14 protein-coding genes and 1 riboswitch are annotated in these 12,793 nt (G+C 67.5%); of the genes, 3 read left to right on the top strand and 11 right to left on the bottom strand.

Features of this window, described 5'->3' with window-relative positions:
• From ACLB9X_RS32180 to ACLB9X_RS32225, 10 genes are all read right to left on the bottom strand, one after another.
• A partial coding sequence (locus ACLB9X_RS32180; protein ID WP_410363968.1) for an SMI1/KNR4 family protein occupies positions 1 to 462 on the bottom strand: 462 nt, incomplete at its 3' end.
• A gap of 84 nt (positions 463 to 546) precedes the next feature.
• Positions 547 to 969, bottom strand: a complete 423-nt coding sequence (locus ACLB9X_RS32185; RefSeq protein ID WP_410363969.1) for a hypothetical protein — start codon at positions 967 to 969, stop codon at positions 547 to 549.
• Between the two features lie 320 nt (positions 970 to 1,289).
• On the bottom strand, positions 1,290 to 2,393 hold the full coding sequence (locus ACLB9X_RS32190) for a M20 family metallopeptidase (RefSeq protein ID WP_410363970.1): 1,104 nt from the start codon (positions 2,391 to 2,393) through the stop codon (positions 1,290 to 1,292).
• Positions 2,394 to 2,437: 44 nt separating this feature from the next.
• A complete protein-coding gene (locus tag ACLB9X_RS32195; protein ID WP_410363971.1) occupies positions 2,438 to 3,718 on the bottom strand; it encodes an aspartate aminotransferase family protein in 1,281 nt (426 codons plus the stop codon).
• A 35-nt stretch (positions 3,719 to 3,753) separates the two neighbouring features.
• A complete protein-coding gene (locus ACLB9X_RS32200; protein ID WP_410363972.1) occupies positions 3,754 to 4,959 on the bottom strand; it encodes an MFS transporter in 1,206 nt (401 codons plus the stop codon).
• A complete protein-coding gene (locus tag ACLB9X_RS32205; RefSeq protein ID WP_410363973.1) occupies positions 4,956 to 6,200 on the bottom strand; it encodes a hypothetical protein in 1,245 nt (414 codons plus the stop codon). The genes ACLB9X_RS32200 and ACLB9X_RS32205 overlap by 4 nt, the downstream gene beginning before the upstream one ends.
• A gap of 1 nt (position 6,201) precedes the next feature.
• Positions 6,202 to 7,401 carry an NAD/NADP octopine/nopaline dehydrogenase family protein gene (locus tag ACLB9X_RS32210; RefSeq protein ID WP_410363974.1) on the bottom strand — a complete coding sequence of 400 codons (1,200 nt, stop codon included), beginning with the start codon at positions 7,399 to 7,401 and terminating at the stop codon, positions 6,202 to 6,204.
• Positions 7,402 to 7,416: 15 nt separating this feature from the next.
• On the bottom strand, positions 7,417 to 8,337 hold the full coding sequence (locus tag ACLB9X_RS32215) for a TauD/TfdA family dioxygenase (protein ID WP_410363975.1): 921 nt from the start codon (positions 8,335 to 8,337) through the stop codon (positions 7,417 to 7,419).
• A gap of 151 nt (positions 8,338 to 8,488) precedes the next feature.
• Positions 8,489 to 9,454: a TauD/TfdA family dioxygenase gene (locus ACLB9X_RS32220; protein WP_410363976.1), complete on the bottom strand. Its 966-nt coding sequence runs from the start codon at positions 9,452 to 9,454 to the stop codon at positions 8,489 to 8,491.
• 285 nt (positions 9,455 to 9,739) lie between these two features.
• Entirely contained in the window at positions 9,740 to 10,897 is a 1,158-nt protein-coding gene (locus ACLB9X_RS32225; protein ID WP_410363977.1) for a GNAT family N-acetyltransferase, read from the bottom strand.
• Positions 10,898 to 10,913: 16 nt separating this feature from the next.
• Here ACLB9X_RS32225 and ACLB9X_RS32230 point away from each other — a divergent pair, with 16 nt between their 5' ends.
• From ACLB9X_RS32230 to ACLB9X_RS32240, 3 genes are all read left to right on the top strand, one after another.
• Positions 10,914 to 11,249, top strand: a complete 336-nt coding sequence (locus ACLB9X_RS32230) for a hypothetical protein (protein WP_410363978.1) — start codon at positions 10,914 to 10,916, stop codon at positions 11,247 to 11,249.
• A complete protein-coding gene (locus ACLB9X_RS32235; protein WP_410363979.1) occupies positions 11,246 to 11,479 on the top strand; it encodes a hypothetical protein in 234 nt (77 codons plus the stop codon). Before ACLB9X_RS32230 ends, ACLB9X_RS32235 begins: the two co-directional genes overlap by 4 nt.
• A 100-nt stretch (positions 11,480 to 11,579) precedes the next feature.
• Complete coding sequence (locus ACLB9X_RS32240; RefSeq protein WP_410363980.1) at positions 11,580 to 11,861, top strand: hypothetical protein; 282 nt, start codon at positions 11,580 to 11,582, stop codon at positions 11,859 to 11,861.
• Here the strand turns inward: ACLB9X_RS32240 and ACLB9X_RS32245 are convergent.
• On the bottom strand, positions 11,845 to 12,234 hold the full coding sequence (locus ACLB9X_RS32245) for a hypothetical protein (protein WP_410363981.1): 390 nt from the start codon (positions 12,232 to 12,234) through the stop codon (positions 11,845 to 11,847). The genes ACLB9X_RS32240 and ACLB9X_RS32245 overlap by 17 nt on opposite strands.
• Before the next feature lie 252 nt (positions 12,235 to 12,486).
• Positions 12,487 to 12,669, bottom strand: a riboswitch (cobalamin riboswitch).
• Between the last annotated feature and the right edge of the window lie 124 nt (positions 12,670 to 12,793).

The raw sequence follows: 12,793 nt of genomic DNA on the forward strand, positions 1-12,793 counted from the left end.
ACGCCACTCCGCGAACGGGCAGCTCAGCCCCGTGGACTTCGAACACCGGCACCAGCAGGAGTCCGCTAGGCTCACGCTGGCCGCATGACAACCCCGAACGCGTGTCCACTTCCGCGGGGGAAGGCCCCTCGTCGGCATCCTCGGGCGGGTCCCCGAGTCTTCCTCCCACATCCACGCCTCCGCCAGCGGGAACGGCTTACTCAGGTCGCGTTCCTGCTCGTCATCGCCCCAGTCGGCTGGCAGCTCCGCCACCGAAAGCAGTCCGTACTCGGGCGGCCCGGAGTACGAACCGTCCGTTATCTCAGCGACGAAGGTCCGATACGGCTCGGGCAGCACGATCCCGTGTTCTGCCTCGAAGGCATGGACTGCCTCCCAGCCAAGAGCCGACTCGCCTCCGTCATCGATGTCGAACGCCGCACGAAGCGCCGCCAGCTCAGCAGGGTCAGCTTGATCAATGTTCATGCGGCATAGATACCACCCAGCTGTGACAACGCCCCGCGCGACTGGGGCGCCACCTCCTGACCCCAGAAAGGTCACACCCCTGTCTCAATTCTCAATAACTTGCCCGTTCTCCGGCGTTTCTGCGCCTCCCGCGACCGTCACGAAGAGCGGCTGCGTGCCCACCCGCACGTCGCCGCCGACGTGCTGCGCCTGGAGTACGTCTCGATGGCGCTCAACGAGCAGATGTCCCTGTACGGGCCCGCAGGATCGCTCTATGGGCGGCTCACAGAGGACGGCCGCAACCGCGCGGTCCTGGACGCCTTCCAGACCGGGCTGGACCAGACGCCCTACGCCGTCTACGAGATCCGCCGCATCACCTTCGTCGGCCGCACGAAGGACTGCCGCCGCTGGCACGGCAAGAAGTGCGACGAGCCGAAATGGTGGTGCAGCTGGCAGCGCACCCCGCGCTGCCGCCGCATCCACACGATCGTCGACCAGGACGGCGCGCCGGTCGATGTGGAGCCGCACCGCTCGGGTCCGGACCGCTGCCGTGGCAAACAGCAGAAGGGGCAGACCTGGCGCTCGGTCCGCACGGTGTACGAAGGCCCCCGGGCGCGGGCCGAGCTCATCGTCAGCCGATTCGCCGAACGCTCCCGGGGGCTGTCCGCCTGGTCACAGGCGGAGTCTCAGGCATCCGCCGCGCCCACTACCTGCCCGACACCGAAGGCCTGCCCCGCATCGAAGCGTTCATCGTCGCCGCGCCTGCCGGACTGTAGGGCGGATCGGCCCGGGTGCTGCCCCACGGGGCTGGGTCTGGCACGTTCGGGGCCTGAAAGGCGAACAGCGGATCAGCCCTGGTGGGAGTGGCGGATCGAGGCCACCAGTCCGCCCACGAGGCGGGCCCGCTCGGCCATCGCGTCGACCACCAGGTATTCGTGGTCGGCGTGCGCGCCGCCGCCGACGGCGCCCAGCCCGTCGAGAGTCGGCACGCCCAGTGCGGCGGTGAAGTTACCGTCGCTGCCGCCGCCGACCGCCTTGCCCTCGATGCCCGGCTGCAGCCGCTGCGCCATGGCGAACAACTCCGCGGCCGCGGACTCGGGCATCGGGGGACGGCCCACCGCGCCCTGCACCTTGAGCCGAGCCCCGAGAAGGTGCGGGGTCAAAGCGGCGAAGGCCGCCTCGACCCGGTCCTTCTCCGCAGCCGACTCGACGCGCACATCGACCAGCACCGTAGCCTCAGCCGGCACCACATTGTCCGAGGTCCCCGCAGTGGCCACCGTCGGAGTCACTGTCGTGCCCACCCCCGGCCGGCTGAGCGCCGCGATGGCCAGCACCTGGTGGGCCGCTTCGACCAAGGCGTTCACCCCGGCGGCAGGCTCGAGACCGGCGTGAGCCGCGCGTCCCTCGATGTCCACTCGGAAAGTGCCACAGCCCTTGCGGCCGGTCTTCAGCCCACCGCCTTCCGCGGAGCCTTCAAACACCAGCACGGCGCCGCACTCCCGCGCCAGCTCCTCGATGAGTGCCCGCGAGGTGCCCGAACCCACCTCCTCGTCCGCCGTCACGAGGATCTCCACGCCCGACAGCTCGTCCAGTGCGGCCAGCCCGTGCACCGCCTGCACCAGTCCGCCCAGCATGTCGAAGACGCCGGGCCCCGTCGCGCGCCCGTCAGCCACCCGGAACGGACGCGTGTTAAGGGTGCCCTTGGGGAACACCGTGTCGTGGTGGCCGAGGACGAGAACCCGCGGGGTGCCGCCCCCGGACCAACGAACATGGGTACCGGCCTCCCCCGGCAGCAGGACCGCCTTACCACCCAATCGCTTCTCCAGGATCTCGGCGACCGCCTCGGCCGACTCCTGAAGGGCGGCCAGGTCGCGGGAGGGCGACTCGACCTCGACGAGTCGCCGGAGGTCGGCGAGCATCGCCTCGGTGCTGATCTCAGTGCTCTGGTGCATGTCCGACCTTCAGGCTCGGGAACGTGGTTGACGGAACAATGGGCTTACTGGCAGGCGCGCGCGACCACCTGCAGCGAGCTCTCCAGCGCCGCGAGGAAGCGTGCGTCGGTCTCCGGAGTCTGCGGCAGCGACAGGGTGACGAAGCCGCTCTTGCCGATGTAGATGCCACGGTCGAGCAGCTCGTGGAAGAGCAGCTCGACCGGCCGCCGGTCCGCATCCGCTAGATCACTGGCCCGAGCAACCAGTATGTCGGTCGGGTGGATCCCGATCAGCGAGCCCCAGCCGGTGGCCTGGAAGCCGTGCTCGCGCAGCAGCACATCGGCCTGGCCTCGCAGCTGCTCGCCTCGCCGGAAGAGCGCGTCGAGACTATCCCGGGTGAGCACAGAGCTCAGCATGGCTGCGCTGGCCGCCATGGAGAAGCGGTTGTTGTTGAAGGTGCCCGAGTGGTCGTACGAGGGCTGCTGGCCCCGGGCGATCTGCAGCATGATCCGCTCCGCGCCGCCGACTACGCCGAAGCCGAAGCCGCCACCGAGGTACTTGCCCATGGTGGTGAGGTCGGGGCGTACGCCGAGCAGCTCCTGGGCCCCGCCGTACGACATCCGGGAGGTCTGCACCTCGTCGAAGAGCAGCACGGCGCCCTGCTCGTCGCAGATCTTGCGCAGGCCCGCGAGGAAGCCGGGGGCGGACTGGATGCGTCCGCCGGAGCCGAGCATGGGCTCCACCAAGACGCAGCCGATCTGCTCAGGCCACTGGTCGAAGGCCCCGCGCACCGACTCGAGATCGTTGTAGTCGCAGAGCACCGCGTCGACGGGGATGTTGAGCGAGGGGCGGCCGCGACTGAAGCTGAGGAAGCCACCGTGGTATCCGCCGTCGAATACGAGCACCTTCTCCCGACCCGACCACTTCAGCGCCAGCGAGATCGCCACGAGATTGGCCTCGGTGCCGGAGCTGGTGAAGCGTACGAGGTCCAGCGACTCGAAGCGTTCGCACAGCATTCTAGCGACCTCGGCCTCCTCGGCGGCCACCGTGCCGAAGGACCAGCCGTTGTCAAGGACGGCAGCGACCGCCTGCCGCACCGCCTCCGGGTTGTGCCCGGCGAGTCCGACGCTGTAGTCGCCCAGGTAGTCGACATACTCGTGGCCGTCGACGTCGGTGAGTCGGCATCCGGCGGCCGAGGCGACTGCGAACGGGAACGGATCGAAGTCCAGCACCGAGCGCGTGGTGCCGGATGGCAGGAAGGAACGGGCGTCCTTGTGCATACGCTCGCTGACCGGACGCTTGGCGGCGTACCGCTGGTGGGCGCTCTCAAGCACGTGGGTAATCATGGCACTCTCCATGGTCGGCCGTGCGGGCCGGTGGTTCAGGGACGGGGGGCGGGCAGCGACCTGGTGGACCAGATCCCGCTGGCGAGGACGCCGCCGGCGAGTACGGGAGCCAGCCAGAGGTACGGGCTGTCGGTCTCGGCGGTGGCACCCAGCACGAGCGACGAGGCGGCGGCTCCGGTGATGATGATGGCGCGGATGATCGCGTTGACCCGGCCAAGCAGGTCCTTGGGGATGGCGGTGTAACGGTACTCGTTGGTGGTGACGTTCATTCCGCCCTCGCCCATGGACAACAGGGTGAATCCGGCGATGACGGCGGGTGCGGAGCCGAAGAGCATCAACGCGCCGCCGAGCCCGCAGACGCAAAACCATATGCCGATCCGGGTCTCCAGCCCTCTGTCGCGCGCCACCCGGGGGGTGATCCAGGCGCCTGCCGCGGCACCGAGAGCCCCGATGCCGAGGGCGGCGCCTGCGGCTTGCGGACTCCAACCCCAGTGGGACTGGGCGAGGACGATGAGCACGGTGGGCACGGCCCCCGCCCCGAGGTTGAATACGGCGAGCGCGGCGGTGAGCCTGCGCACCTTGCGCAGCTGCCAGAAAGAGCTGAAGCCGTTGCGCAACATCTGACGGAACAGGCTCGGCCCCTGGTCGGAAGCGGAACGCACGGGCAGCGTCAGCGCGACAGCTGCGGTCCCCAGGAAGGTGGCGGCGTCGATCCACAGCGCCGCCTTGGGGCCGAGCGTACCGATCACGACACCGACCAGGGCGGGTCCGATGAAGCGCATGACAGAGATGGTGGTGGTGTACCAGCTGTAGGCCTTAGTCAGGCTGTCGGCCGGGGCCAGCTCGGGGATCAGGCCGAAGTCACTGGTCAGTTCCGAGGTGAGGCCGCCGCATCCGATGAGGAAGAGCAAGATCAGCACCGGCACCGCGCTGTCCGCGTACACCAGCAGCGGCAACAGTGCCACCAGCACGCCCTGCGCCATCTCCGCCCAGACGAACACACGGCGCCGGTCGAACCTGTCGACGAGCACGCCGAAGACAGGTGACAGCGCATACGGCGCGAGTTGCACGCCGAAGCTCGCTGCGGCGACCAGCGCGGACCCCGTGACCTGCAGCAGGATCCAGGGCATTGCGACGTTGAGGAAGGTGTTGCCCAACTTGGAGACTGCCGAGGCACCGGTGAATACCCAGAAGTGCCGCATGGTGCCAGGCTTTCGGGCCGTGGCGGTCGCGCCGCTCACCGGTCCGCTCCCTGGGCGTGGTCTGCGTACTCGACCACGAAGCGCTCTTCGAGTGTCGCCAGCAGCTGTGGGATCTCCTCCACCGAGTCGGTCCGGACTAGCGCCATCCCCGCCCTACTGGTGGAGTACAACAGCCCCGAGATCCGGTCGCCGGGCTGCGCAGTGATGTCCATTCGCTCTACCTCGGGCAGGTCCGCGAACACCTCGGGACCCGGTACGCGGGTGACGGTACCCGCGCGGACCGGGAACATCAGGAAAGCGAACACCCCGTCCTCGGGCCTTGGGCGCCACTCCAGCGGCTCGCCTAGTTCGGTGGCGAGGAAGTGCTCCCACACATCGAAGCCGTACGCGCGCTTCAGCGTCATCGGGATCCCGCCGCCGCCGGGGCGGCAGGCGATCTCACCGACGACCAGCCCGGCCGGGGTACGGAACACCTCCAGATGCGTGACCGAGTCGGTGAGCCCCATAGCCCGCACGACAGCGCGATGCAGCGTGGCAAGCTCCTTGGCCTCGTCGGTGTGGTCAGGCAGTGTGTACGAGCCGAACACGGAGCCCTTGGCCCGCAGCGGCGGGCCTGTGTACTTCGACACTGCCGCGAACTGCACCTTGCCGCCCAGCACCAGGCCGTCGCAGTGATACTCCTCCTCGACCTGAAGGAAGTCCTCGATCAGGAAGGGCGCCGTATCGTGCCGCAGCAGCGGCCCGTCGGGCCTGCTGAGCTCTGCGATATCCGCCTCATCGCGTACGACGTGCACATTGGCCGCACCGTCCCCCCAGACCGGCTTGATCACCGCGGGGAGACCGTGCCGACGCAGGAAGTCCGCAACGCTCCCGTCCTGCGGGGCGAGCGTGCGGCGCGCCACGGGTAGTCCTGCCCGGCTGATCCTTGCCTTCATCGCGTTCTTGTTGCAGAAGGCATGCGCGACGTCGAACGGGATGCCGGGCAGACCGAGGTAGCTGCGCAGATATCCGGCCGTGGGGATCGAACTCTCCGCAGGGCCCACGATCGCGTCGAACGTGAAGCGGTCCAGCAGCTCCAGCGTGGCCCGCCGTACAGAATCCAGGTTTTGCACGTCGTCAACGAGGGTGACCGACGCCATGGCGTCGGTTTCGGCGTAGGACGGCAGGCAGTCCTCCTCGGTGATGAGGGACAGCCGCAGCCCGGGGTCCTTCAGGATGCGGGTCACCAGCTCCTGCCGACGCCGGTTGACCATCAGCACATGACGTATCCGCTGCGGCATGTCAGACCTCGGTCTTCTTACGGTGCGGGTGGTTCAGCAGCTCCTTGAGCTGGGCGGTACCGCCGTCGATCTTGTCGAGATAGGGCAGGTACGCCGTGTAGCCAGGCGAGTCGGCGCCGATCTCCCTGAGCCGATCGAGGACATCGACGAAGTAGGCGCGGGTGTGCGGCATGTCGACGCCGCAGGCGTCGGCCAGCCACCGGATCGTGTGGAAGGCCGGCATGTCCTCCAACAGCACCCGCGAGGTCCTCAGCTCCTCGATACTGCCGCTTGACAGCGACCGGTAGATCGGCCGGCAGGACTGCATCATGGCGTGGAAGGTCGGCTGAGGAGGAAGCCCATACTGCCGCTGGATGATCTCCGGGAAAGTCTGTGCCCGCGCTCCCATAGCCTCGGCCAGCATGACCCGCTCCTGGTCCAGCAAGTCGAGCCTGGCGGCCAGTTCGGGGGAGATGCCGTCGATGTAGTGGGTGTAGCGGATACCCTCGCGGGTTTTGGCGAGGTTGGTAGGGTCGAGCGCCACCCCCACGTGGATGATGTAGCCGAGTGGGTTGAACTGCAGCTCAATGCCGTCGGTGACGGCCATGTCAGGCCAGGAGGGCCGGTTGATCTGCGAGCCGAGCGGAAACATGCCGCGTAGGGCGGCGAGCGCCGCGTCAGGGTCGGGCGAGTAGACCGAGACGTTCACCGAGATTTTGCGCTTGTACTGGATCCGGTCACCGAGCACCCGGGTGCCGTAGAAGGAGTCCTCCACCAGGACGACGGAGGTGCCCCGCACCCGAGGGGTGTCCCTGATCCACTTGGCGAGCACGGGCTGCCCGCCCTGCCCGCCGCGTACGAAGACGATCAGTTTGTCGGCTAGGTCGACGGTGCGTTCCAGATGGTCCAGCAGTTCGAGTCGGAGGTTGGGGATGTCGGGCACGGTGACGAAGATGGCCTCGGCGCGTTGCAGCGCCTCGTGCCCTTGCTCACTCCACAGGGAGCCGAACTGCGCCGGATCGAGCGTTACTTGCTCCATGGCACCGGTGACCAGGTTCTCCATGGTCAGCCGTGTCCAGTCTCGGGTGCGCCGGTCGAGTGCGCCCGTGCGGTCGAAGGGGAGCAGCGTCGCGGTGCGCCCGTGGAGCGGCTTGGTGAGCTGCAGATCGGCGAGAAGGGTGAGGCCCACGTGCCCTGCGCCGATGATGGCGATGTCGGTCATGAAGCGGCTGCCCCGTCAGCTGCTGAGCTGGACGAGGCTGCTGCCGTGGAGCGCGGCGACGTCGTCTGGCAGGACGTAGGAGCGCAGCAGTAGCCGCTCGCAGGTGCCGGGCTCAATGGTGTCGCGGCCGTGCATGCAGTGGTCGTTGGGTATCAGCACCGACTCGCCTTTCTGGATTGCGATGCCGAGTTGCCTGCCCACCTTGAGCGCTGCCTGGCTCAGCTCCTCCTGGGCGCGGGCGGCCCGCTCGGCGTCTTCGGCGCTGAGGTGCGCGGCCGGGGTGAAGGTGCCGAAGTTGAGCCGCAGCACCGGCGGCTGCCCGTCTGCCTCTATTAGCAGCTCCATCCGCCGCACCCGCTCGTGGCCCCAGGACAGCGCCGAGCCGGATCGTGCCTCGAACCACGGCTGCCGCAGCACCTCCTTGGTCTCCTCGGGGAGCAGGTCGAGGACGTCGCGTGCCGGCGCCAGCAGCGTCTTCGGCACGTCGCCGGTGGCGATGTGGGGCACCAGTACCAGCGTGCGCGGACGGCAGTTGTCGCTCGCCCAGGCGAGGTCGTTGTGCATGCTCAGCAGTTCCACGCCGGAGCTCTTCTCCGTGGAGAGCGTGGTGGGGCGGATGTCGGTGATGTACGAGTGGTTGTACTCGGCGTAGGCCACTGCGGTGCCGATCGCCTCGCCGAGCAGCATGCAGAGGATCTTGCTGCGCTCCACGTCGTCGAACTGCGGCAGGTTCCGTACGTGCACTGCGTCGCCGCCTGAGGCGGTGAAGGCCCCGGCGACTGAACCGAGCTCCGAGCGGACGGTCAGGTGGCCGCGGATGTAGCTCACATAGCGGAACTCGGTCTGGCCGGGGCAGTTGGTGAGGACCTGCTCGACGAGGTCGGCGAGGCGCTGCTGTTGCTCGCTGGTGAGGTCGAGAACGGGAAGAACGCGCATTGCTGTGCTCTTTCGTACGGGAGGCGCGGCACACGGCGTGCTTGCGGCGCGGCAGGGTGCCGGGCGTCCGGTGTTCGGCGGTGAGGGTGGTTGCACGGCCCGGCAGCAGTGGCGGGCCTGCGGCGGGGTGCTTCGGGTGGTGCGGCGGGCGTCAGGCGAAGGCGACGAAGACCTGGCGCTCGCCGCTGTAAGGCGTACGGCCGTGCATGGCGGCTCGGTTGTCGACCAACAGCACGTCACCGGCCTCCCACTGCACGGGCACCTCGCAGGCAGCGAGGGCCTCGGCGACCTGCCGCATGTGCTCCTCGGGGATCTCGGTGCCGTCGCCGAAGGTAGCGCCGTATCCGATCCAGCTCTCCCAGCGGTCCATGTCGGTGACGTCAGGCACCGTGGCGGGGTCCTTGCGCCAGATGTGGGCCTGGTTGAACCAGGCGCGCCGCTTGTCGGCGCCCACCTCGAGTGTGCCCGGGGTGCGGTTGGTGGTCAGCAGGCCGATCGGGGTCCACTTGGCCGAGGTGTACTGCTCTTGGCAATGCTCGATGACGTGGTCCCGGTCCTCGGTTTCGAAGGTTTCGGGCCACGACTTGATACCGCTCGGATCGCCAGCCGCGTGCGGAAGGTGCTGGATGTAGGTGACGCCGCGCTCGGTGAAGTCGTCGCGGACTGCGGGCGGCAGCATCGAGTAGACGCGGCTGCCGTCGAAGACGGTGGTGGCGCCGCCCTCGGCTGCTACAACGCTGCAGCCGAAGAGCAGGGTGCCGGGGTGCCAGGGGGCGTAGGACAGCTCGTTGTGGGCCCGCACAGCGCGCGTCCTGTCGGGCCCTGAAGCGTTGTAGACGAGGCCTCGCTCGGCCTTGCGAGGGGCGTCGCCGCCCTTGTAGGCGGCCAGCTCGCCAAGGAGAGCTTCGGCAACCTCTTCGAATTCATCGATGGTCAGCACATTGAAGCCGCGGAAGAGTACTGCGCCGGTTTCTTCGAGGAGGGTTTTCACCGCATTGCGCTGCGCCTCGTCCAGGCCGACCAGGGCTTTGGCGGGGTTTTCGCGGGCCGCCGTATAGCGCACAGTCGAAGGGAATCCAGATTCGAGGGAAATGGCGTCTATCTCGGTGTTCTCCATGATCATGAAGCTATCACGATCATGGAGAACACCGTTCGACGAGGAAGCCGTCAACAGTCGCCCAATTCGGGCAATCGACTCAATCGCTGACGCTTGAGTAATTCGTTGCATACTGGGGTTTGAGTGCGGCGCCCTATGGGGCAATCAAGGCAAAGGGCTCTGCCCGTTACGTGCCTGTGATCCCCTCCGTCACAGGGATGCCCCGCTCGCTGACGGGACATCTCTTTGAGGAGACTTTACCAATCCGTGAGGAAGCTTTGCCGATCGATTCCGCTGTGACACAGGTCAGTGCGCCCCGAAGGTCGCCATGACCATCTGCCGGTCACCCGACTCGGCAGCCTCGGCGCGCCGCTGGTTCCACGCGGCGAAGGAGTTCTGGGCCGACGGCGGTTCGGCGGTCGCCGACCAGCAGGCGCCCACCAATGGGCGGGCCTTGGCTCCCCGGAACATCTTGGCGTCGTACGAAGCGCGCCCGAGGTGGACCCGTCGGTAGCCGTGGTCAATAGCGAAGCGAACCGGTTCATAGATCGTCAGGTTGAAGTACTCCGCTGCCCCCGCCAGCCTCTCGTAGTCCAGCCCGAGCTGGCGCATATACACCGCGTCGCCCCAAAGGAACGCCAGCGAGATGCCCAGGATCTCCTCGTCTCTGCGAAGCACGAAGAGTCGGCTGTAGCTATCGGCCTCGGTCGCCAGGATCTTCAGATAGTGCGCTCGATCCGCCATGCTCGTACGGTCGCCGTATTTCTCCTGAAGCTTGGTGAAAAGCCGATTTGACTCTGCCAGTAGCTCACCGAGTCGGGCTGCGGAGACTGTATAGCCAGCCGCCTGAAATTCTTCCGTCTCGCGACGGGCTGAGGCGGACCGCTTCCTGCCGAGAGAGTGCAGATATCGAATATATCCGTCCCAGGAATCCCACTCGATGTCGATTTCACATTCGACGTCGCAGATGAACGGCCGCGGCGTTCCGGTCACTGCGGCCAGCTGACGAGCGCCCTCGCGATTCAGATAGAGAGCCGACGTGGCCGACAGCCCCCATCGCTTGCGCTGCTCTTCGGCGGCCCGCAGTAGATCCGCGATGATCTGGGACTCGGCTTCCGGTTCGGTACCCGCCACGGTCAGGAACTCGTTGCAGTAGGCAGCGCTCTGCCCGAGGACCAGGCTCGGCGACCAGTCTTTCTCGGCGAAGCCCCCAATGCCGCGCAGATAGGCACCAAAGGCGTCGTACGGCGCCAGGATGCCAGGCCGCTGCCGGTAGAGGGGAAGAAGCCCATCGAGCCGCCCCACGCCGTCCCTGTGCGTGACATATGCCATGTCCGGCGCTCGCAGAGTTTCGTATGCCCGCAGCCACGGCCCGCTGACGTAGAAGGAGCGGCCCTCCGTTAGTGGGGCCAGCTCGCTCTCGCTGATCTCGGAGAGGCTGTGTACAAGATCGATCCCGGTCATCTCAGGAACCTCACATGTGCAGAAGCAGCCTGTCAATCCGGGTCCCTGCGCCCTGACCAGGGTAGGGACTCTGGGCTATAACCCCCAGCAGGGCCAGGCAGGACCGCGAAGAAAGTCGAAGACGCGCTCCACGAGCGCAGCGGTCGTCGCTGAGGAAGAAACCCTCGACGAGGCCAAGCAGAACGCGGCAGGGGCCGTTCTGGAGCACTTCCCGCACCGTGCCGAGGGCGAGGGTGGCGAGAGTCCCGAAACGCTCTGGGGCGGCGACAACGGCGCCTGCGTCGCCGCGGCGTTCGAGGGAGACCTGCGAACCCGAGCCATCGAGAGCGCGACGTTCGAGCTGATCGCATGACCGCAGCAGCCACCAAGACGTTCACCGTCATCGGCCTGACCCTGGACGTCGACTGCACCGAGCTGCTCATCGTCGCCGTCCTGCCCGGCCCGGTCGCCGACCGGATTCAGCTGCTTGCCACCAGCGAAGACGACTTCACCCGCTGGGGAGAGGAGTTCGACGCCCTCGACCCCGACACGGCCGCAGCTCTCGCCTACGAGCACTGCCGCAGGTGGGGCGACGATTCCTAGTTGAGTGGTCAAGCGGCCAACGTGACGGGCGGTAGCGGGCTGTATGGCCGTCCGTCACGCAGAAGGGCCCAGAGGCCGTTGATCCTCCGGCGAGCGCGCCATGATGCAGGTCCGCCTCGCCCTCGCCGTCTCCTTCGCCGACCCCGTCCGGGCCGCCGACGAAGTCAGAGACATCGAGGCCGCCGGACTCCCCTTCCTCCACCGGTTCGTCGAACTGGCGACCGCCTTCCACCACGCCGTCCGCAGCGAACATCAAGACCTGACTGCCGCCATCGGCCGCCTGCTCACAGACGAGGACCGGATGCGCGTCCGTGGACAGCCCCAGGCTTTCAGGCGTCGGACGGGCCGATCCAGTCCAGCTTGTCTCAGTCCCGGCTGTTGAGGAAGCCGACCACGACCGCGAGCCACCAGCCGGCCTGCGACACTGCTGCCACTGCGGCACCACGGAGCAGCACCGGTTGCGAGGGGACTTCCTGGGCAAGGCGCGTGAGGTATCGCTGGAGTGCCGTCGCGCATATGCCGTTGAGGGCGATCACCAGCACCGCGGCAACTTTCAGGCGGGTCAGGGTGGAGCTCAGGTCAGGGTTCAGGAAGAGACCGGTAAGTACGAGGCCCGCCATGCCGACCCACACGGGGGCGTGCAGACTGTTCGTCAGCCGCAGTACGTCGCCGAGTGTGTGTTTTCCGGTGAGCCAGAGCAGGCCGAAGTAGTCGATCACCAAGACAGCGCCGAAACCGACCACGAGCGAGACCATGTGGCCGAACAAGGCCGCGGTATGGAGAGCCGCGTCGGCCCGGACGTGAGCGGACGCCCAGAGGCACGCCGCCCAGAGCGCCGTGGCGCCTACAGCTGCAAGCGTGTAGGCGGGCCAGTCGGCCGAGGTTGGGAGGGGGAAGGCTCTTGAGGGTGCCGACGGGCGGGCGCCCTCCGTGCGGGAGCCCAGTGCGGGGGTGACAGCGGACATGGCGAGATCACCGTGCTCTCTCCGGGGAAATCCGCCCCGGACCAATGGAGACGGCGATGGTGTGAGTCTCCTGACTCCCGGGTCGTCCCTTCCGCCGGCCTTCCGGCCCTGTGGGGCCGTGGCGTACGTCGGCGTTCGGTCACCGGTCACAGTGGCGGGACCGTGCCGGAATCACACCGGCTTCCTCGCTCACCATCGCGTTGGACGTCGGTCATTCTGTCAGCGACACCCATCCCGCACATGGCTTTGTGAGGACTGTCTCAGCCCCGCAGTTGCCGCTCCTAGAGAGCGGGGTGGTGGCGAGCGACCATGAGGGTGGTTTTGTTCATGAGTTCCGGCTCTGGCTCAA

Source organism: Streptomyces sp. 5K101, assembly GCF_046506645.1.
In the GTDB taxonomy this organism is placed as follows: domain Bacteria; phylum Actinomycetota; class Actinomycetes; order Streptomycetales; family Streptomycetaceae; genus Streptomyces.

Coding starts and splice junctions, on each gene's coding strand:
- ACLB9X_RS32220 (WP_410363976.1), bottom strand. CDS start 9,454: ATGGAGAACACCGAGATAGACGCCATTTCCCTCGAATCTGGATTCCCT.
- ACLB9X_RS32240 (WP_410363980.1), top strand. CDS start 11,580: ATGATGCAGGTCCGCCTCGCCCTCGCCGTCTCCTTCGCCGACCCCGTC.
- ACLB9X_RS32225 (WP_410363977.1), bottom strand. CDS start 10,897: ATGACCGGGATCGATCTTGTACACAGCCTCTCCGAGATCAGCGAGAGC.
- ACLB9X_RS32210 (WP_410363974.1), bottom strand. CDS start 7,401: ATGACCGACATCGCCATCATCGGCGCAGGGCACGTGGGCCTCACCCTT.
- ACLB9X_RS32245 (WP_410363981.1), bottom strand. CDS start 12,234: ATGGTCTCGCTCGTGGTCGGTTTCGGCGCTGTCTTGGTGATCGACTAC.
- ACLB9X_RS32195 (WP_410363971.1), bottom strand. CDS start 3,718: ATGATTACCCACGTGCTTGAGAGCGCCCACCAGCGGTACGCCGCCAAG.
- ACLB9X_RS32205 (WP_410363973.1), bottom strand. CDS start 6,200: ATGCCGCAGCGGATACGTCATGTGCTGATGGTCAACCGGCGTCGGCAG.
- ACLB9X_RS32215 (WP_410363975.1), bottom strand. CDS start 8,337: ATGCGCGTTCTTCCCGTTCTCGACCTCACCAGCGAGCAACAGCAGCGC.
- ACLB9X_RS32235 (WP_410363979.1), top strand. CDS start 11,246: ATGACCGCAGCAGCCACCAAGACGTTCACCGTCATCGGCCTGACCCTG.
- ACLB9X_RS32190 (WP_410363970.1), bottom strand. CDS start 2,393: ATGCACCAGAGCACTGAGATCAGCACCGAGGCGATGCTCGCCGACCTC.